Raw genomic sequence first — 19,769 nt, 5'->3', positions numbered from 1 at the left:
TACCTTAAACTGAAAATTAGAATGAAATACATTCTTACCATATTCATGAGCTGCCTGCTCGGCATCGCCGCATCGGCACAGGACACGGTTTTCGTGCCCGCTGTGTCAACGATCGGCGTGCTTACCGGCGATCCTGTATCCATTTACAGCAATGTGGTAAATGAAGGCGCCATTGTTACCAGACCCAATTCCGTGATCAACTTTTATGGCAAGTTCTGGAATAATGTGGCAGGTTCCCGATTGCTCGATGAAAGCATTGATGGGTTAAGCGGTACAGGCGGCTTATTCCGCTTTGTCGGCAATAATCCGCGTTACAGCAATACCGGTATGCAGAGCATTTATGGCGGATACAGCGCGGCCGGTAAAACCGGCGTTACGTTCCCCAATCTTGAAATAGATAATTCGCTTGGTGTGCGTATCGCAGATCTCAGCGATCTGAAAATACGCCACGGACTGAGTTTCAAAAACGGCCACCTGTTCCTTAACGGCTGGAACCTGGTGGTAGGCGATAAACAACCCGGCACCATCAGCGGTTACAGCGACAAGTCTTTTATCGTGACCGGTCCCGATATCGCCGGTGGCTTCCTGTACCGCGAACAGGTGAGCAGTGCTTCGGGAGAGGTGGTATTCCCGGTGGGTACCAGCATTGCCACCTATGCGCCGGCTTCCGTGAAATTTGCGGGAACCGTGGAAGACTTCCGCGTAAGGGTATTTGACAGTGTTTACCAGTACGCTACCACAGGTCCATCAAATAGAAAAGATTTTACGAATAAAACCTGGAACGTTGGCCATGGCGCGCAAGCTGCCAGTACCGATATTACGCTGCAACACATGGATGCAGAAGAAGGCGCGGAATATATAAACTATCGTTCCAACAGTTACATCAGCCGCTTTGCAAATAATGCCTGGGATTATATAGATAACCCTGAGTATTTACCTGTGGCGGGTGCACTCACTTCGGGTGCGGCGCTCAGGAATGCGACCATGCAAACACGACGCTTCAGCGATGGTATAACGCAGAACGAATACTTCGCCAAAGCATCGGTGATTTACGGCCCTTATTCGCCCGCTATTTTCCTTTATTTCAATGCCTGGCGCCTGTCGCGTTACTTCGCACAGCTGGAGTGGACCACTACCCGTGAACTGAACAACGCGCGTTTTGAAATTGAACGCCGTTACGATACAGACACCGGGTTTGTTAAAGTGGGTACACTGAGCAGCCTGGCGCACAACGGCAACAGTACCAGTAAAATCGATTACAGGTATCCCGATCCGAATCAATATCCCGGCTGGAGTTACTACCGCATAAAATCCGTATCGAAGAACGGTCGCTCCAGTTATTCGGAAATCAAAGCGGTGCCGCCCTTCCCGGAAGTAAACATCTGGCCCAATCCGAACCGGGGCGAATTCCAGTTGCGCGTGCAGGGGAACACCGGCCCGGTAATCGTACAAATCACGAACATGATGGGGCAGGTACTGCATCAATACGAACTCAACGGCCAGGCAACAGTGGCGGTAAAAAATCTGAGCAAAGGCACCTACATCGTGGTGTTCTATGATAAAGGCACTCACCGGTTAATGCGAAGTGAAAAAGTGATCGTTATTGACCGGTAGTTTTTCTGGGAAATGTTAGCATACGAAACGGGATGTAGTGCGTGCACTGCATCCCGTTTTTGCGTTTTCATTTTTAGCCTTAACTTTGGGGAGAATCTTATCAGGGCTTGAAAAAATAATCATCACGATCGACGGGTACTCTTCATGTGGAAAGAGCACGCTGGCTAAGCAGCTGGCGAAAAACTTGACTATATATACATCGATAGCGGGGCGATGTACCGGGCGGTGACCCTGTACTTTATCCGCCAGGATGTTAACTTTCGTGATGAAGAGGAAGTGAAAAGCGCCCTGAACGATGTGCACCTTGAATTTGTATTTAACCCGTCGTCTAACCAGGTAGAAATGCACCTGAACGATGAGAACGTGGAGCACCTCATTCGTGAAATGATCGTTGCCGAAAAGGTGAGTGAAGTGGCGGCCATCGGTGCCGTTCGCACTTTTGCCGTGGCCCAGCAACAAAAAATGGGCGCCCGCAAAGGTATTGTGATGGACGGCCGCGACATTGGTACCGTGGTATTCCCGAACGCCGAATTAAAAATATTCATGACCGCGGATCCCGCCGTACGCGTGGAACGCCGGTATAAAGAACTGTACGCTAAAAATCCGAACATCACGCTCCACGAAGTAAAAGAAAACCTCGAATTGCGCGATTATATAGACGCCAACCGCGAAATCAGCCCCCTTCGCCGTGCCGATGATGCTATCATATTGGATAACAGTCAGTTAACGATGGACGAGCAACTCGGATTGGTTTCGCAATGGGTAGAAGATGCGATAATGGCACATTCTTCTTGAATTTTTTTTTATTAAAAAAGTGTTATTACATTTGTCATAGTTACGGGATAACATCCTGTTCCACGCACCATATAGATATTTTTGCCAATCCTCAGAAATTCCTGCTTTATTACGGTAAGTCATAGTGTTGTAAATGATACATTTACGTGCATGTCATTGCTTTAACCCGCAAAGGCATCCCCTAAATGGATGTTTAAACCCGTTGTCCCTTTGGCTATGAGTCAAAACCTTACGGAAAACATTTTGTGAAGAGATCAGCGGTTGAATGGACTGTGTTGAATGAATTTGAGTATAGATCATTTGTTCTATAAAGATTTTGAAGGCCATATCCCGACTGTATTCTAGAAAAGACCAAACTATTAACCGTTTATTAAACTAACACTACATAAAATTAAACCTCCGGCCCAACACCAGGGCTGGTTGTTGTAAAAGCAATGTGAAATGGGCCAATGGCCTTGTTTCATATTTTCAGTAGGTGTATTCGGTTAATAGGAAAGGGGCGAATTCTTTCGCCCCTTCATTTTTTAAACCAACTGAATACCAGGCTGTTAAGCAGGCGTGTAACATTGAAATAAAATTTCTAACTTGTGATGGATAATTGTCACCCCTGCAACATGTTACGAAAATGTCTCACTTTCATGGTCCTCCTGTGCCTCGGATGGGTAGCCGGCGCTGCCGCGCAAGACTCTGTCCTGGTATTTCGCACGCTGGACTCGCTTCGTTCCCTGAAAGACGATACGCTGAAAGTGCACCAATTATCCCAACGTGGCCGCTCCTTTAACCGCTACTTCGACAACCGCAATACCGACAATCTCTTTTATAAGGAAGCCATCTCACTCGCCGAAAATCTCCGCGATTATAAAGCGCTTGCCGAAATCTATAACGACATCGGCACGGCTAAACGGAATAAGTCATTATACATCCCGGCCGTAGATTATCACGAAAAGGCGCTCAGGCAGGCGCAGCTTGCTAAAGACGACCGGCTCATCAGTTTTTCCTCCAACAACGTGGGCGTGGATTACCGCCGCCTCGACAAATTGGACAAGGCCTTTGAAGCGCATGCCAATGCACTGGCCATTGCCGAAAAGACCAACGATGTACGTAACATCTGCGTGGCGACCAACAGTATCGGCAACATCCATCTTTCCAATAAAAAATATGAAGAGGCACTCCAGCACTTCAACAAGGCGTTGCAGCTGGAACAAGCCGCTGGTAACGAGCTGGGCGTAGCCATCAACCTGGGAAACATCGGATACGCTTACCAGGGCCTCGGTAAGCTGGATATGTCTATCGAATTCTTTAAGCGCTCGCTTGAAGCGAACAAAAGCATCAACAGTAACACCGGTATTTCCATCTGCTACACCTGCCTGGGCGCCGTGTACCAGGACAAAAAAGATTACGCTACGGCAAAAAGCTATATGCTGAAGGCCCTGGCGGTAAATGGCAAGGTAGACGACCAGATCCACGTGGCTGACAATTACCTGAGCATCGGTAAATTGTTCGATGAGCAAAACATCCGGGACAGTGCCCGGCTATGGTATGGCAAAGCGATAGAACTCGGCCGCCGTTGGGGTTTTAAGTCCACCCTGCTGGATGCTTACAAGGGTATGGCGCACAGCCTGCGCGAGTCGAAACAATACGACCGCGCACTGCCGTATATGGATAGCCTCATCGCTTACAACGACAGCATCCAGACGGAAAAGAATGATCTCGTGGCTTCCCAGTCGGAAACCCGCTATAACGTGAGCCGGAAAGATGCGGAAATTAAAAGCCTGCACCAGGCGCAGGATAACGAAAAACTCCGGGTACGCCGCAACCTTGCGGTCGCTATTTCACTGGGGGTTATTTTATTCATGTTGATCGTGGGCGGCTTCTTTTACATCCGTCACCGTAACCTGGAAGCCAACCGGCAGTCGTTGCAACTGGAGCTGCGCAGCCTGCGTGCACAGATGAATCCGCATTTTATTTTCAACTCATTAAGTTCTATTCACCGCTATATTTGGAGCAATAACCAGGAAGAGGCATCGGAATACCTGACCAAATTTTCCAAATTGATGCGGATGATCCCGGATAACAGTCAGCATACATTCATCCCCCTGAATAAAGAATTAGAATCGCTCCGTTTGTACCGGACCTGGAAGTGCTGCGTTGTAATAACTTGTTTGAGTACCGCATATTGCTGAGCGACAATATTAACGATGAAGAGGTGATGATTCCGCCCATGATTATTCAGCCCTACGTGGAAAATGCCATCTGGCACGGATTAGTGCATCGCAAACAAAGGGTTTGCTGGATATAGCTATCCACCTGAAAGGAAAAGTGCTGGAATGTATTGTAACGGATAACGGTATTGGCCGCAAAATGGCCATGGAAATCAAGGAGAAGAAGAATAAGACCCATAATTCGATGGGTATGAAAGTAACCGAGGGGCGCATTGCGCTGATCCGCAAAATCAATAACACCAAGGATGCGAATGTTGAAATAACCGACCTTGAAGATAATAAAGGGCAACCGGAAGGAACTAAAGTGACCATTGTACTGCCCGCCGAATTTTTATTTTAATGCAGGGAAGCATATAATGCAGCATGCCTGCCCATGACAACCATAATAAACGTTAACATGAGCGAAATTAAAGCAGTCATCGTAGACGATGAGCAGCACTGCGTAGATGCCTTAAAAACCATGTTGCAAAAGAAGTTCCCGGACGTGACGGTACTCGGAGGGGCCAGCAGTGTGCAGGAGGCCAAGGTATTGATCGATGAGCTCCGGCCCGACCTGGTATTCTGGACGTGGAAATGCCTTATCAGAATGGTTTCGAGTTACTGAAACTGTTCGATAAGGTGAACTTCGATGTGATATTCACTACGGCTTACGAACAATATGCGCTCAAAGCCATCAAGTTCAATGCACTGGATTACCTCCTGAAACCTTTTGGGATTTCAGATTTACAGGATGCGCTGCAGAAGTACAGTGCCCGCAAAGCCGTTAAAAACGAGCAGCCGGGTGTGGTGGCGCCGCTGGAAATGTTCCTGCAGAACATGAAAACAATGCAGCACTCAATAAGAAAATAGCGCTGCCAACGCTGAACGGACTGGTGTTTATGCCGGTGCAGAGTATTGTGCGCTGCGAATCGACCGGCAACTATACCAAGATATTTTTCACCGACCGCAAACAGCTGCTCGTGTCTAAACCATTGAAGGAGTTCGAAGAACTGCTCACAGATATCGATTTCTTCCGCGTACATAACTCTCACCTGATCAATTTGCAGCAAATGGAATCGTATATCCGGGGCGAAGGCGGGTTTGCATTGATGAGTGATGGTACGCAGGTAGAGGTGAGCCGGAGAAGGAAGTCAGACTTTCTGAAAAAGGCGGTACAGTTCTAACGCCAATTTTTGCCTTTTGGATACCAGTTATCTGTTAGATCGTACCGGATACTAATTTATGGTTGCAGGCCGTGAAGCATTCCACTAATTTTGAGGTACACAATTGGAAATAAACTGTTTTGTTATATAAAGATTTTCTCTGCATTACTAGCGTTTGATTAGCCCCAAAGAAAAAAGACACCGGACGGTGTCTTTTTTATTATGTGTCAGTTGAAAGTAACGCTCATCTTTTCTACCTCGTCTTCCAGCCCCCAAAACGACAGCAGTTTCCGGATCACCCCTTCGACGATCGCGTCGGGACAGGAGGCGCCGCTGGTCAGCATAATGGTTACCTGCGGCTGTTCGGGCAGGTAATTGCTGCTTTGCAGCTCGCGGCTGTGGTGGAAGTCCCAGTGACTGATCGTTTCCCGGGATATCAATTTTTCTTCTGATGAAATAAAGAAGGTAGGCAGCTTCTCTTCGCACAGTTCTACGAGGTGCGAGGTGTTGGAGCTGTTGTAACCGCCCACCACGATGGCGAGGTCCGCCTGTTCGGCCAGCATTCCCGTTACGGCGCTCTGGTTGTCGTTCGTAGCGTAGCAGAGGGTGTCGCGGGTATCTGCAAAACGTTCGCCCACCTGCGCATCTGCCAGCTGGTAATGCTGTTGCATCACGCCGCGGATGTAGTCGGCAATGGCTTGTGTTTCGGAGGCCAGCATGGTGGTTTGGTTCACCACGCCCACGCGCTGGAGGTCTTTGGTAACGTCAAAGCCCGGCGAGTGCTGGCCTTTGAAGGTCTCATAAAAGCTCTCGGCCGGCAGTTCGCCACGAATGTAGGCGGCCAGCTGTTCGGCTTCATGAATATCTTTCACAACCACGGTGGGCGTAACCGACTGGCTATGCGAAAACGTGGCGCGGGTTTCTTCGTGTTTGGGTTTGCCGTGTATAATTACCGAGTATTGCTTCTGGCCAATCTGGTCTGCCTTGTTCCATACCCTTTCCACGAAAGGGCAGGTGGTATTGTATTGCAGTGGTGTGATGCCCATAGCGGTGAGTCGCGCTTCGATTTCCAGGGTGGTGCCGAATGCGGGGATGATCACGATATCTTCCGCGGTGAGGTCTTCCCAGGAATGAGCTGCCTGCCGCCGGTATCCATGATAAAACGCACGCCGCGGGACAGCAGATCGCTGTTCACCTGTGGGTTGTGAATCATCTCACTTAACAAGAAGATACGTTTGCCCTCGTTTTCGTCTACCGTACGGAAAGCGATCTCGATCGCATTTTCCACCCCGTAGCAAAAACCAAAGTGACGGGCCAGCAATATTTTTACCGGGCCAAAATCCAGTTGCGTCGGCGTAAAGTCTTTCTTCATCTTGTCCTGCTGCTTGCGTTGTTGTTTGATAGCGCTGATCAGCGGACTGCGGTATATAATCGGAACGTTGAATGTTTTCATTGCTGTAGCTTCCAGTAGTCGCAAAGATAGCGATTTCCGCTGCTCAACCTTCCACTACTTTCCGCGACTGCTTGTACTTTTCCCAGTCGAAATTGCTGATAAAGAAGGCGGCCGTATCCACGCCGCGTTTAAAGAGCTCCAGTTTTTCATCCTCATCCAGGGAGAAATCCAGCCAGCTGAAGCGTTTCGTATTGTAGTCGATGAACGATACCAGCTGCTTGAAATCCGGGTTGCGGTGAATAAACTCGTTGTCCAGCTGTGGGCAGACGACCAGAAAATGGCGCCGATGTAGTCCAGAAGCTGTTCGTGTTGTTGCTGTGCGTACGGTCGTACCCGATTTTTACGCCAAAAGTAGGCGAGGAGGGGATTTTGCGATAGTTGTGGAAAATGTCGATCGGGAAGTTGGACAGGATGCCACCGTCCACGAACATCACCTTGTCCGGGATGTTGCCGTAAAAGTTGCAGTTATTGCGCCAGGCGTCCTGCTGCCCGGTTTGTGCCGGAATATTACCCAGTTCAAACGGACGGAAAAAGAGGGGTATAGACATGGACGCGCGTACAAAATCTGCCGGATGGGCATTGTCGATGTCCTGGTAGTACAAACCCGCCATGCGCGGAAATACCACGCGGGTTTCGGTGGTAATGTCGGCGGCTACGATGCCCAGTTCAATATATTCCTCTGTAAACTCATCGTCGATCACCTCACCGGTAACGCGGTTGCGAAGTCCCGGCGGCCGTTGCATGCGCATGGCGCGCATTTGTCCGTAGGTGCTGATGTGCCGCTCCTGCAGCAGTTCCTTTACCCATTCATGAAATTTGGTGCCGGGGTTGAGACCTTTCTTGTTGCTGGAGAGATTATCGATGATGCACGTAAAATACCATGCGCGTCGTAACGTGTCGAACACGGAGGGATCGTCGTGGCGGTGTTTCAGAAGGTTGTCGATGAAATTGCGGGCATCGCCGTCGCCATCTACAAAATCATAGAAGTCCTTGTTGGCCACTTTGCTGATGATCCATTCCGTTTTGGCCTCGTCGATGGGGCCGGCGGCGAGCAGGAGGGCGGCGATGGCCCCGGCGGAGGCGCCGCCGATACAGAGGAAGCGGACGTTCAGCTGTTCGAGGGTGTATAAATAGCCGAGCAGCGCCATGCCCAGGGTGCCGCCGCCTTCGAGTACAATGTCTACGTACTGGTGGCCGGCATCGTCTACAATGTCCGAGATGTGCAGATCCTGCGACTTCAGTTGTTCGATCTTGTGCTGCACAATGGGGTCATTGAACAGGTAATTGAGGTTGCTCATAACCTTTGGGGTTTGGGGTGAGTAATCAATAAAATACCGCTTCCGCGACATCAGTTCGATGGCGGAATGCTAAATGTGGAGTAAAAGACGCGGGCAGATCAGCCTTTATCGCTGCTGTATTTGTCCAGCCATGACTTTTCTTCGCTGGTGAGGCTATTGTATCCCTTTTCGTTGATCTTATCGAGCAGTATGTCCAGTTTTTGCTGCCGGTTCTCTTCATTGGACCGTTTCACCACTTTTAAAGGTGACTTTTTCGGTTTGAAATTTTTGAAGCCGCTTTTGGGGGCCGGAGCACGCTTAAAGCTGATGTTGCTGAATTTATCGAAGAGCCAGATGAGTGGTTTTGCGAGTTCGGTGCCGCCGCGCAGCGCCAGCACGTAGAGTACGCCGAAGAGGGCGCCGCCGAGGTGGGCTGCTACGCCGCCGGCGTTACCGTCAGGGATGGAAATCACATCGATCACGACTACTGCGATGGCGATCCATTTAAGGCGCACGGTGGCGAAAAAGATGTTGAGCTCCATGTTGGGCAGGCTCATGGCGGTGGCGGTAATAAAACACATCACCGAGGCGGAGGCGCCGATCAGGGTGCCGTCGATGCCGGCGAACCTTGGGAAGATATTATATACCAGTACATATACAAGCCCGGCAAACACGCTGCTGATGAGGTATACCGGCAGCACGCGGCTTTTACCGACATCGGAGCGGAAGAGATTGCCAAAGAAGTAGAGATTGAGCATGTTGAACAGGAAGTGAAACACGCCCTGGTGGGTAAACATGTAGGTAATAAAGCCCCATGGTTTGGTGGCGAGTACGGAAGGTTGGGAGTGGAGGGCAAGATTATCGTACAGGAACAAGCTGGCAAACCCGGCGGCATTGCTGCCCAGGGCGGCCAGGCGTAATATGCCGATGACCAGGAATATGATCGTATTCCATAATATGAGGTGGTTTACTGTGTTATCCTGGTTAAGCCAGTTGCGTACATCTGTTCTCAGTGAAGTGCCGTTCATGAAAAAAATAAATAAGGATTTCCTTTGCTAAAATTATTGCTTTTAGCGTATAAAACGGCCAGTTTTTTAAAAAGGGCCTATTACGGGGGCTTAGCGCGTTTTTTTACCTAACTGGATGAATTTTAAACAAATAGATGTTGAAACGAGCCGGATGTGGGTGGCTGATTTTTATGTTCACAATCGTAAGAATTATCGTATCTTTGCAACCTTAAATATTTTTATGTCAGAAAACAACATTATTAACGAACAAAACGCTGAACAACAGGCAGCCCCGGCTGAAACAGCGACACAAAATGCGCCTGTTGCCGTTGCGACCGCTCACGACGATTTCGACTGGAGCGTAGACAAACGTAACGTGTCTTCCTATTCCCGGGAAGAAAAAGCGAAGTACGATCAGACTTACGACAGCACTTTCAAAGTGATCGAAGAGAATGGTCTGCTGAGCGGTACTATCGTTGGTATTACTAAAACCGACGTAGTTATCAACATCGGTTTCAAATCCGATGGTTTGATCTCTCTTAACGAATTCCGTGACCTGCAGGGCATCAAGATTGGTGACGAAGTAGAGGTACTGGTAGTTGAGAAAGAAGACCGCGATGGTAACCTGCACCTGAGCCGTAAACAGGCTCGTATGCAACGTGCATGGGAGAAAATCGTGGAAGTTTACAAAACCGGCGAAGTGGTTACTGGTACTGTTACCAGCAAAACCAAAGGCGGCCTGATCGTGGACGTTTATGGTATGGAAACGTTCCTGCCAGGTTCTCAGATCGACGTGAAGCCTGTTACTGACTACGATCAGTTCGTGGGTAAAACTATGGAGTTCAAAGTGGTGAAAGTTAACGAAGCCATCAAAAACGCCGTGGTATCTCACAAAGCGCTTATCGAAAGCGATATCGAGCAACAGCGTGTGGACATCATCTCCAAACTGGAGAAAGGCCGTGTGCTGGAAGGTACGATCAAGAACATCACAGACTTCGGTGCTTTCATCGATCTGGGTGGTCTGGACGGCCTGCTCTACATCACCGACATCAGCTGGGGTCGTATCTCTCACCCAAGCGAAGTACTGCAGATGGATCAGAAGATCAACGTGGTGGTACTGGACTTCGACGACGAGAAGAAACGTATCAGCTTAGGTTACAAGCAACTGACCCCGCATCCGTGGGATACTTTGCCTGCAACCATCACCGAAGGTGCAAAAGTAAAAGGCAAAGTAGTGAACATCGAAGATTACGGCGCATTCCTGGAAATTCTGCCTGGTGTAGAAGGTCTGGTTCACGTATCCGAGATTTCATGGGCATCTACTCCGATCAACGCAAAAGAGTTCTTCAAACTGGGCGAGGAGTACGAAGCAGTGGTAGTTACGCTGAGCAAAGACGAGCGCAAAATGAGCCTGTCTATCAAGCAACTGACCGAAGATCCATGGTCTACTATCGAAACTAAATTCCCGCTGGATAGCCGTCACAAAGGCATCGTTAAAAACATCACTCCGTACGGTGTGTTTGTTGAGCTGGAAACAGGTATCGGCGGTATGATCCACATCTCCGATCTGAGCTGGATCAAACGTTTCAACCACCCGAGCGAGTACACCAAAGTTGGTAGCGAAATCGACGTGGTGATCCTGGGTATCGATAAAGATAACCGCAAACTGAGCCTCGGCCACAAACAAATCGAAGAAGATCCATGGAACACCTTCGAAACTATCTTCCCGATCGGTTCTACCCACGAAGGTACCATCGTGAAGAAAGATGAGAAAGGTGCTACCGTTCAGCTGCAATATGGCCTGGAAGCTTACGCTCCTGCCCGTCATCTGCGTACAGAAGACGAAAAACCAGTTGCAGTAGAAGACGTGAAAACTTTCATGATCATCGAGTTTGACCGCAACGAAAAACGCATTCTCGTTTCACACACTAAAGTTTGGGAACAAACTAAAGTAGAAGAAAAAGAAGCGATCGTTAAAGAAAAACGTGCTGACGCTGACAAAACCCGTAAAGCTGTGAAAACCATCCAGTCTAAAGTAGAAAAAGCTACTCTGGGCGACCTGGGCGCACTGGCTGAACTGAGAGAAAAACTCAAACAATCTGAAGGCGGCGAAGAAAAGAAAGCTGAGTAGTCTTTAAGTATTGTCTAAAACATAAGGACTCCCCTGGCGAAAGCCGGGGATTTTTTTGCGGGTATGCCAGGGGGAGTAAAGAAAAAACCGCCGAAGTGTTGACCACATCGGCGGCTGAAGAATATTCAGAAAGCGAGTAAATAACTATCTTAACTTGCCCAGTTCGTGGTCGTTGAAGTCCAGCAGGGATTTCAACTGTACGTCGGCCAGCGCATATCGTTTATCGTTGCGGTTATGATGCTCCGGTACCACTACCACCTTCATGCGCGCGGCTTTGGCGGCCGTCATGCCCGTTACCGAATCCTCAAAGGCGATGCAATGAAGCGGACTAACGCCCAGTTCGCGGGCGGCAGACAGGTACACGGCCGGGTGCGGCTTGCCATAAGGCTCGAACTCAGCGGAAATGATCGCCTTAAAGTAAGGACGGATCTGCAGGTAATCGAGTACCGAAGAAATGATGCTCATATTGGAAGACGACGCCAGGCCAATATTAAAGCCGCGGTCTTTAAAAAATTCGAGGATGTAGGAGAGTCCCTCCATCGCTTCACCCCTGTGAAGGATTTTGGACGTAACGCTTTCGATGATCTCGGAAGTAACCTGCTCGGTACTTTTGCCATCCCACTTAAAATGATCGTGCCAGTACTCTACTACCTCCCTGGTGCGTAAGCCCGTTGTCCGCGAAGTCAGCTCCGGGGTTAGGCTAACACCCACTGTATCAAACACTTCATGTATTGCCAGCCCCCACAACGGCTCCGAATCCACCAGCAGCCCATCCATATCGAAAATCACCGAATTGATCATAATTGCGTTCTTTTTTGCGCCGCAAAGATACGCCGCTTTGCCCGCAACAACCACACGCTATTGTCATCATAACTTTTAGTTATGGAGCATTCTTATTTTTTATCACGATTCAGGGAAAATATTTTTGGAATTCTTCCCTACATGGCTATCTTTGTATTACTCTACTAAACAGATAGGAAATGGGTATTAATAATACAGCAACATATATGTGCAACTGTTGGAAATCAACAGAGTAGGGAGGTTTTTCTGATAATTATACAAATTATAGCCTTTAATAGCAGAAACCTCCGGTGTTACACGCGGAGGTTTTTTATTACCACGGCAGACCACGAAACGTTGTGAATTTTCAATTGTAGACGCAAAAACTCATTATCAATGCAAAGCTTCAGAACAGAACTGGAAAATCCGCTAGTCGAACGAGACATCATTGAACTGGAAAAGAAGATCCGCCAGTTCCGTGAGGGACAAATTCCCGACGAAAAGTTTCGGAGTCTCCGACTGGCCCGTGGTGTATATGGCCAGCGCCAGCCAGGTGTGCAGATGGTGCGCATCAAACTGCCGTATGGTAAAATGACTTTGCAACAGTGGAAACGCATTTCCGATATTTCTGACGAATACTCCACCGGCAACCTGCACCTGACTACCCGCCAGGACGTCCAGATCCACTTCGTGAGCCTGGAACGTACCCCGGAACTGTGGTCTAAGCTGGAACTGGACGATATCACCATCCGTGAGGCCTGCGGCAACACGGTACGTAACATTACGGCTTCCGACAAGGCCGGTATTGATCCGGAAGAGCCGTTCGACATTACGCCTTATGCCGATGCAACGTTCCGTTACTTCCTGCGCAACCCGATTTGCCGGGACATGGGCCGTAAATTCAAGATGTCTTTTTCCTCCAGCGACCGTGATACCGCGTTTGCGTTTATGCACGACCGGGCGTGATCCCGAAGATCCGCATCGTGGACGGTAAAGAAGTAAGAGGCTTTAAAGTGATGGTGGCAGGCGGTTTGGGCGCACAACCGATGCTGGCGAAAGTGGGCTTCGAGTTCCCGGAAGCAGATGAGCTGATTCCTTATATTGAAAGCGTACTGCGTGTTTTCGACCGTCATGGTGAAAGGGCCAGCCGCCATAAGGCGCGTATTAAATTCCTGATCCAGAAAATTGGTTTCGAGGAATTTGATCGCCTGGTGAAAGAAGAATACAAAGCGATTAAGCATAAATCTGTTCATGTAGATGCGGAGGCATGGCCCGACGCTGCGCTGCCCGCGGCCGACGCCGTGGTGCCTGCGTACACCGTTCGTGATCCGAAAAATACGAAGCATGGAAAGCGACGAACACTTTCGAGCAAAAACAGAAAGGGTATTATGGCGCTTATATCCGTGTGCCGCTCGGTAACATCAGCTCTGTAACTTCCCGCGCGCTCATTGAGCAACTGCGCCCGGTCGTTTCAGATGATACCCGTGTAACCGTGAACCAGGGCCTGTTGCTGAAGTTCATCAAACCCGAGCACCTGCCTTATGTGTTTGCTGTACTGGACGAGCATAACCTGGCTGCTGCCGGTTTTGACTCCATTGCGGATATTACGGCCTGTCCCGGTACAGACACCTGTAACCTCGCCATTTCCAGCAGCACCGGCATTGCCGCGGCACTGGAGGATGTGATCGCAAACGAGTTCCCGGATTTAGTGTACAACAACGATATCAAAATAAAAATCAGCGGTTGCATGAACTCCTGCGGTCAGCACAGTATGGCGCAGATCGGCTTCCATGGCAGTTCTATGAAAGCCGCTGGGAAGGTACTGCCCGCGCTGCAGGTACTACTTGGCGGTGGTGTTGTCGGCGACGGCGAAGGTCGTGTAGCCGATAAGGTAATTAAAGTACCAAGCCGCCGTGGTCCCGATGTACTCCGCAGCCTGCTGCACGACTACGAAGCCAACGGCGAAAAAGGTGAACTGTTTAACGCTTACTTCGACCGCAAAGGCGAACGTTACTTCTACGACCTGCTGAAGCCTTTGGCCGACCTGGGCGCTGTGAAAGACGACGACTTCGTGGATTGGGGACAGGCGCAGACATTCGCTACCGCGATCGGTGTGGGCGAGTGTGCCGGCGTGGTGATCGACCTGATCGCGACCCTGCTGTTCGAAGCCGAAGAAAAGCACGAACTGGCGCTGGAAGCGTTTGGCAACAGCCAGTGGGCTGACGGTATTTACCACACTTATTCTTCCTTCGTACAGGCTGCGAAAGCTTTGCTGCTGGACGAGAATATTAACTGTAACACGCAGCACGGCATCATCAACGACTTTGAAAAACATTTCGTGGAAACCGGCAAAATCAGCATCGGCAACTTTAAAACACTGGTGCTGCAGATCAATCAACATGAACCCACCGAAAGCTTTGCGAAACAATACTTTGCACAGGCCCAGGCGTTCTATAAACAAGTACAGCAGTATCGCCAGGCTAAAACCGAAGCGACTGCCGGGGCTACTGTCTAAACAATTATCAATTATCCACCTGTAAAACGACCAACACATGTTACCGATTCAGCCCAAATTGACATTAGTAGGCGCCGGTCCCGGCGACCCGGAACTGATTACCGTGAAAGGACTGAAAGCCATTCAGCAGGCAAAGGTGATCCTCTACGACGCCCTTTCTAACAACGAACTGCTGGAACACGCTTCGCCCAACTGCCTGAAACGCTTTGTAGGTAAGCGCGCAGGAATGCATGTGTATACACAGTCGGAAATCAACAGGATGATTGTAAAATATGCATTAACTTTCGGTAACGTGGTACGGCTGAAAGGAGGCGACTCCTTCGTGTTTGGCCGCGGCTCGGAAGAAATTGCCTATGCACAGCAATACGACATCAAAACGGAAGTGATTCCGTGTATCAGCAGTGCGATTTCGGTTCCCGGTATTAATAATATCCCGGTAACCGCCCGCAATGTGAGCGAAGGTTTCTGGGTCATTACCGGCACCACGCAGGACGGCAAACTAAGCCGCGACCTGGAGTATGCGATACAGGCGAATACAACGGTGGTGGTGTTGATGGGCATGAAAAAACTGGAACAGATCGCAGGTATATACGAAGCGGCTGGTCACGGATCGGTACCGGCGGCTATTATCCAGAATGGTACCTTACCTACGCAGAAAATTGGTGTAGGCATTGCGGCCGACCTGCCTAAAATAGCCTTCGAACACCAGCTGACCAATCCCGCGATCGTCGTAATCGGCGAAGTGGTGAGGTTCCACGAGGCGTTCCAGGCGCTGCAGAACAAACTGGCGGAAGATTATAAACTAGCAGTATAATGGAAGAGAATCAGTTATTCCCGGTGTTTTTTAGTTAGACCAGCTACAGGTGTTAGTAGTGGGAGGGGGAATATTGGCCACGAAAAAGTGTTTGCGATGCTGACGAACAGTCCGCGCGCCCGCATTACGGTGGTGGCCACCTGGTTCAGCAACGAACTCGAGGAGCTCGTGAAGCATTACCCGGATGTGGAGCTGGTGCAAAAAGCCTTTTCCTGCGGCGATGTGTTTGGCAAAGACCTCGTGATTGCCGCTACGAATGACCGCGAACTGAATCACTGCATCTGGGAAAAGGCGAAAGCCGCCCGCATACTGATCAACGTGGCCGATACGCCGGAACTTTGCGATTTTTACCTCGGTTCCATTGTCCGCAAGGGCAACCTGAAAATTGCGATCAGTACCAATGGCAAATCGCCCACCGTCGCTAAAAGATTAAAAGAAGTATTCCAGAGGCATTGCCCGACGCGCTGGAAGAGGTGTTGCAAAAGCTGCATCTGCTGCGTGACCGGCTCAAAGGCGACTTCAACGAAAAGGTGAAGGAGTTGAACCGCATCACTTCGGTGTTGGTTAAAGAAAAGCCTTCGGAACAATAATATTTTCGCTTAAAGGTTTATGATAGGCCGTCCCGGTTATCCGGGGCGGCTTTTTTGTATTATTTTGCCGGCTATGATCATCGAACAAACCATCGCATACGTTAAACAGGAACTGGCCGGCGCGGAAGGCGGGCATGACTGGTGGCACTACCGGGTATGGAAGGCGGCGAAACAGATCGCTGAAAAAGAAGGGGCGGACATTTTTGTGGTTGAGCTGGGCGCGCTGCTGCATGATATTGCCGATTCCAAGTTTCATGGCGGCGACGACGAAGTGGGACCGGCAAAGGCCCGCGCGTTTTTGTTGCAACTGTCGGTAGAGCCTGCCGTGGTGGACCACGTGGAAAACATCATCCGCCACATCTCTTTTAAAGGAGGGAAAGAAGCGGCCACTTTCAGCTCGCCGGAGCTGAGCGCGGTGCAGGATGCCGACCGCCTGGACGCGATTGGCGCGATTGGTATCGCGAGGGCCTTTAACTATGGCGGTTTTAAGAACCGTGCTTTGTATGATCCGGCCATAGCGCCCGATCTGAACATGACGAAAGCGCAGTATAAGAGTAGCACCGCGCCAACGATCAATCACTTTTACGAAAAACTGCTCCTGTTAAAGGACCGTATGAATACGCCAACCGGCAAAGCCATGGCGGAGGAGCGGCATCAGTTTATGCAACAGTTCCTCGACCGGTTTTACCAGGAGTGGGATGGGCAGGAATAAGATGGGGAAATCAGCTTTGGAACCGCGTTTCAGCCGCCGTTGCGCACACTTCCGCGGTTGGTCCTTTAATTATGGTTCCGTGAACAGGGCGCGCAGTTCGGCCGCATCTGCCGGTTTCATTTTACCACCCAGGATCAGGCGTAACTGCCTGCGGCGGAGCGCACCATCGAATAATTTTATCTCATCCTCTGTTTGAGCCTGGATAGGCGGTACCGGGCGGGAGTTGCCGTTCGGGTCCAGCGCCACGAAGGTCATAAACGCTTCGTTGGATTTATAACGGTATTGCTGCACAGGATCTTCGCCCCATACTTTCATATGCACTTCCATGGAAGTATTGAAGGCGCGGCTCACTTTCGCCTCTATATGTACCACGTTGCCCAGCTTAATGGGATTTTCGAAAGAAATATTATCTACAGAAGCAGTCACTACCGGGGCTGCGCAGTGTTTCATGCAGGAGAGGGCCGCGGCAATGTCCATCCAGTACATTAAACGCCCGCCCATGAGGTTGCCAAAAGTGTTGGTATCGTTCGGAAGCACGAGTTCCGTCATTTGAATAAGTGATTGCTGTGCGGTTTTCGGCGAAAGCGTCATTGTTTGGTATATATTTCGGGGGCGAAATTACGTTAAGGAAATGGAAATTCCCGCTGCGCCGGGTGCCCAGTAAAATCGCTTTATATAAGTTATTAACAAATGAGTGACCGGAAAGCGGCCATGGTAGCCGATCGGGAAATGCGTTTCAACACCTTTATGAAAACCCCGCTTGGCTGAACAGCAAATTATTGTAACTTTGCATGACCTGCGGAAGTAAATGTACTTGACAAAACACCAATTCAGTCCAGCTTCCTCTTTAGGTCAAGTATTTTTTCGGGAACAATTATTTTATGGCAAAATATATCTTCGTTACGGGAGGTGTTACTTCCTCATTGGGTAAAGGAATTTTAGCTGCCTCGCTGGCAAAACTATTGCAGGCGCGCGGTTTAAAAGTGACAATTCAGAAATTTGATCCATATATCAACGTGGATCCGGGAACACTCAACCCCTACGAACACGGGGAATGTTTTGTAACAGAAGACGGCGCTGAAACCGACCTGGACCTCGGTCACTACGAGCGTTTCCTCAACACACCTACTTCCCAGGCCAACAACGTTACCACCGGCCGTATTTACCAGACCGTTATCAACAAAGAGCGCGAAGGCGCTTACCTGGGTAAAACGGTACAGGTAATTCCGCACATCACCGACGAAATAAAGCGCAGGATCCTGCTCCGGGCAAAGACAATAAATTCGACATCATCATCACCGAACTGGGTGGTACCGTGGGCGATATTGAATCGCTGCCTTATATTGAGGCGGTTCGTCAGCTCCAATGGGAACTGGGCGAAGAAGATTGCCCGGTGATCCACCTTACCCTCATCCCTTACCTGCGCGCTGCAAAAGAGCTGAAAACCAAGCCTACACAGCACTCCGTAAGGTTGCTGAGCGAGTACGGCGTACATGCGGACATCATCGTTTGCCGTACCGAAGAGCCGATGTACCGCGATCTGAAAAAGAAGATCGCACTGTTCTGTAACGTAAAGATCGAAGCAGTAATCGAAATGAACGACGTAAGCACCATTTACGAAGTTCCCCTCGAGATGATGCGCGAAAAACTGGACGTTACCGTACTGCAACGCCTGCACCTGCCGGTAGAAAAGGAGCCGGAACTGGTAAAATGGCGCGAGTTCCTCGATAAGCTGAAATACCCGAAATCGAAAGTAACCATTGGCCTCATCGGCAAATACGTGGAGTTGCAGGATGCTTATAAATCCATCCTGGAATCATTCATCCACGCAGGTGCTATGAACGAGTGCAAAGTGGTGGTACAAAATATTCACTCCGAGCACATCACGCCGGAAAACGTAGCGGAAAAATTGAAGAACCTCGATGGTTTGCTGGTAGCACCGGGCTTCGGTCACCGCGGTATCGAAGGTAAAATTACCGCCATCCAGTATGCCCGCGAAAACCAGCTGCCGTTCTTCGGTATCTGTCTGGGTATGCAAATGGCCGTGGTAGAATACGCCCGCAACGTAGTAGGCTTAAAAGATGCGCATTCCGTGGAAATGAACCCGGAAACGGCGTTCCCAGTGGTAAACCTGATGGAAGAGCAGAAGAAAGTAACAGCGAAAGGCGGTACCATGCGCCTTGGCGCTTACGCCTGCGACCTGAAACCAGGTTCAAAAGCTGCTGAAATTTATGCTTCTACCGCTATCACCGAGCGTCACCGTCACCGTTACGAGTTCAACAACGACTTCATTGGTCAGTTTGAATCCGCCGGACTGGTACTCTCCGGTCGCAACCCCGAAAGCGGCCTGGTAGAAATGATCGAGATCCCCGGTCACCCCTTCTTTGTGGGCTGCCAGTTCCACCCCGAACTGAAAAGCACCGTGGAAGCGCCTGCCCCGATCTTCGTCAGCTTTGTTAAAGCGGCCAAGCAAACAGCGGAAGCGCGCAACGAAAAACTGGCCATTACGGACGAAAAATAGTACATCACGGTTAATCACACCGTCAAAATAATAAAAGGGAGAAAGGATCATATCTTTTCTCCCTTTTTATTTGATTGATTTTTAAATAGATAGGAAGAATTCCCGGCCGAAACGTTAAATCCGCTTAAATCCCCCTTTTTTCTACCCCGTCGTTCGCCTTTTCCTGCCTTATTCGTTACCTTTGCTGCCTAAATTT

At 49.7% G+C, this 19,769-nt stretch carries 20 protein-coding genes and 1 pseudogene; 15 read left to right on the top strand and 6 right to left on the bottom strand.

Annotation, left to right across the window (positions count from 1 at the left end; genetic code table 11):
* Positions 1-21: 21 nt before the first annotated feature.
* From MKQ70_RS19540 to MKQ70_RS19510, 7 genes are all read left to right on the top strand, one after another.
* A complete protein-coding gene (locus MKQ70_RS19540) occupies positions 22-1,614 on the top strand; it encodes a T9SS type A sorting domain-containing protein (RefSeq protein WP_248073626.1) in 1,593 nt (530 codons plus the stop codon).
* Between the two features lie 213 nt (positions 1,615-1,827).
* On the top strand, positions 1,828-2,409 hold the full coding sequence (cmk, locus tag MKQ70_RS19535; protein ID WP_248073624.1) for a (d)CMP kinase: 582 nt from the start codon (positions 1,828-1,830) through the stop codon (positions 2,407-2,409).
* 638 nt (positions 2,410-3,047) lie between these two features.
* On the top strand, positions 3,048-4,592 hold the full coding sequence (locus tag MKQ70_RS19530) for a tetratricopeptide repeat protein (protein WP_248073622.1): 1,545 nt from the start codon (positions 3,048-3,050) through the stop codon (positions 4,590-4,592).
* Positions 4,593-4,695: 103 nt separating this feature from the next.
* Positions 4,696-4,971 carry a hypothetical protein gene (locus MKQ70_RS19525; protein WP_248073620.1) on the top strand — a complete coding sequence of 92 codons (276 nt, stop codon included), beginning with the start codon at positions 4,696-4,698 and terminating at the stop codon, positions 4,969-4,971.
* 57 nt (positions 4,972-5,028) lie between these two features.
* On the top strand, positions 5,029-5,235 hold the full coding sequence (locus MKQ70_RS19520; RefSeq protein ID WP_248073618.1) for a response regulator: 207 nt from the start codon (positions 5,029-5,031) through the stop codon (positions 5,233-5,235).
* Positions 5,205-5,480: a LytR/AlgR family response regulator transcription factor gene (locus MKQ70_RS19515; protein WP_248073616.1), complete on the top strand. Its 276-nt coding sequence runs from the start codon at positions 5,205-5,207 to the stop codon at positions 5,478-5,480. Before MKQ70_RS19520 ends, MKQ70_RS19515 begins: the two co-directional genes overlap by 31 nt.
* Before the next feature lie 29 nt (positions 5,481-5,509).
* On the top strand, positions 5,510-5,794 hold the full coding sequence (locus tag MKQ70_RS19510) for a LytR/AlgR family response regulator transcription factor (RefSeq protein ID WP_248073613.1): 285 nt from the start codon (positions 5,510-5,512) through the stop codon (positions 5,792-5,794).
* A 206-nt stretch (positions 5,795-6,000) separates the two neighbouring features.
* Here the strand turns inward: MKQ70_RS19510 and MKQ70_RS19505 are convergent, their stop codons facing one another.
* From MKQ70_RS19505 to MKQ70_RS19495, 4 genes are all read right to left on the bottom strand, one after another.
* Entirely contained in the window at positions 6,001-6,873 is an 873-nt protein-coding gene (locus tag MKQ70_RS19505) for a 4-hydroxy-3-methylbut-2-enyl diphosphate reductase (protein WP_308199086.1), read from the bottom strand.
* The gene (locus tag MKQ70_RS38960) at positions 6,870-7,226 is read right to left on the bottom strand and encodes a hypothetical protein (protein WP_282456611.1); all 357 of its coding nucleotides are present in this window, start codon (positions 7,224-7,226) and stop codon (positions 6,870-6,872) included. Before MKQ70_RS38960 ends, MKQ70_RS19505 begins: the two co-directional genes overlap by 4 nt.
* Positions 7,227-7,378: 152 nt before the next feature.
* A complete protein-coding gene (locus tag MKQ70_RS19500) occupies positions 7,379-8,524 on the bottom strand; it encodes a patatin-like phospholipase family protein (RefSeq protein ID WP_248073610.1) in 1,146 nt (381 codons plus the stop codon).
* Positions 8,525-8,622: 98 nt separating this feature from the next.
* Complete coding sequence (locus tag MKQ70_RS19495; RefSeq protein ID WP_248073608.1) at positions 8,623-9,531, bottom strand: rhomboid family protein; 909 nt, start codon at positions 9,529-9,531, stop codon at positions 8,623-8,625.
* Positions 9,532-9,751: 220 nt separating this feature from the next.
* Here MKQ70_RS19495 and rpsA point away from each other — a divergent pair, with 220 nt between their 5' ends.
* Entirely contained in the window at positions 9,752-11,641 is a 1,890-nt protein-coding gene (gene rpsA, locus MKQ70_RS19490; RefSeq protein ID WP_248073605.1) for a 30S ribosomal protein S1, read from the top strand.
* 144 nt (positions 11,642-11,785) lie between these two features.
* Here rpsA and hxpB read toward each other — a convergent pair whose 3' ends face one another.
* Positions 11,786-12,442: a hexitol phosphatase HxpB gene (gene hxpB / locus MKQ70_RS19485; RefSeq protein WP_248073603.1), complete on the bottom strand. Its 657-nt coding sequence runs from the start codon at positions 12,440-12,442 to the stop codon at positions 11,786-11,788.
* Positions 12,443-12,817: 375 nt separating this feature from the next.
* Between hxpB and MKQ70_RS19480 the strand changes: the two genes are divergently transcribed.
* The 6 genes from MKQ70_RS19480 (at position 12,818) to MKQ70_RS19455 (ending at position 17,052) form a co-directional block, all read left to right on the top strand.
* On the top strand, positions 12,818-13,387 hold the full coding sequence (locus tag MKQ70_RS19480) for a ferredoxin-like domain-containing protein (RefSeq protein WP_248073601.1): 570 nt from the start codon (positions 12,818-12,820) through the stop codon (positions 13,385-13,387).
* Positions 13,384-13,854 carry a hypothetical protein gene (locus tag MKQ70_RS19475; RefSeq protein WP_248073599.1) on the top strand — a complete coding sequence of 157 codons (471 nt, stop codon included), beginning with the start codon at positions 13,384-13,386 and terminating at the stop codon, positions 13,852-13,854. The genes MKQ70_RS19480 and MKQ70_RS19475 overlap by 4 nt, the downstream gene beginning before the upstream one ends.
* Entirely contained in the window at positions 13,827-14,936 is a 1,110-nt protein-coding gene (locus MKQ70_RS19470) for a hypothetical protein (protein WP_248073595.1), read from the top strand. The genes MKQ70_RS19475 and MKQ70_RS19470 overlap by 28 nt, the downstream gene beginning before the upstream one ends.
* A gap of 37 nt (positions 14,937-14,973) precedes the next feature.
* Complete coding sequence (cobA, locus tag MKQ70_RS19465) at positions 14,974-15,750, top strand: uroporphyrinogen-III C-methyltransferase (protein ID WP_248073593.1); 777 nt, start codon at positions 14,974-14,976, stop codon at positions 15,748-15,750.
* Between the two features lie 96 nt (positions 15,751-15,846).
* A complete protein-coding gene (locus MKQ70_RS19460) occupies positions 15,847-16,284 on the top strand; it encodes a precorrin-2 dehydrogenase/sirohydrochlorin ferrochelatase family protein (protein WP_248073591.1) in 438 nt (145 codons plus the stop codon).
* Between the two features lie 129 nt (positions 16,285-16,413).
* The gene (locus MKQ70_RS19455; RefSeq protein WP_248073590.1) at positions 16,414-17,052 is read left to right on the top strand and encodes an HD domain-containing protein; all 639 of its coding nucleotides are present in this window, start codon (positions 16,414-16,416) and stop codon (positions 17,050-17,052) included.
* Positions 17,053-17,121: 69 nt separating this feature from the next.
* Here MKQ70_RS19455 and MKQ70_RS19450 read toward each other — a convergent pair whose 3' ends face one another.
* The gene (locus tag MKQ70_RS19450) at positions 17,122-17,601 is read right to left on the bottom strand and encodes an acyl-CoA thioesterase (protein WP_248073589.1); all 480 of its coding nucleotides are present in this window, start codon (positions 17,599-17,601) and stop codon (positions 17,122-17,124) included.
* Positions 17,602-17,933: 332 nt separating this feature from the next.
* Here MKQ70_RS19450 and pyrG point away from each other — a divergent pair.
* Positions 17,934-19,573 (top strand): annotated as a pseudogene (gene pyrG, locus MKQ70_RS19445) (CTP synthase).
* Positions 19,574-19,769: the final 196 nt, after the last annotated feature.

The sequence above is a fragment of the Chitinophaga sedimenti genome (genome assembly GCF_023156195.1).
Classification (GTDB): Bacteria; Bacteroidota; Bacteroidia; order Chitinophagales; family Chitinophagaceae; genus Chitinophaga; species Chitinophaga sedimenti.
The sequence above is the reverse complement of the archived record's forward strand: the minus strand, read 5'-3'. Positions and strand labels throughout refer to the sequence as shown.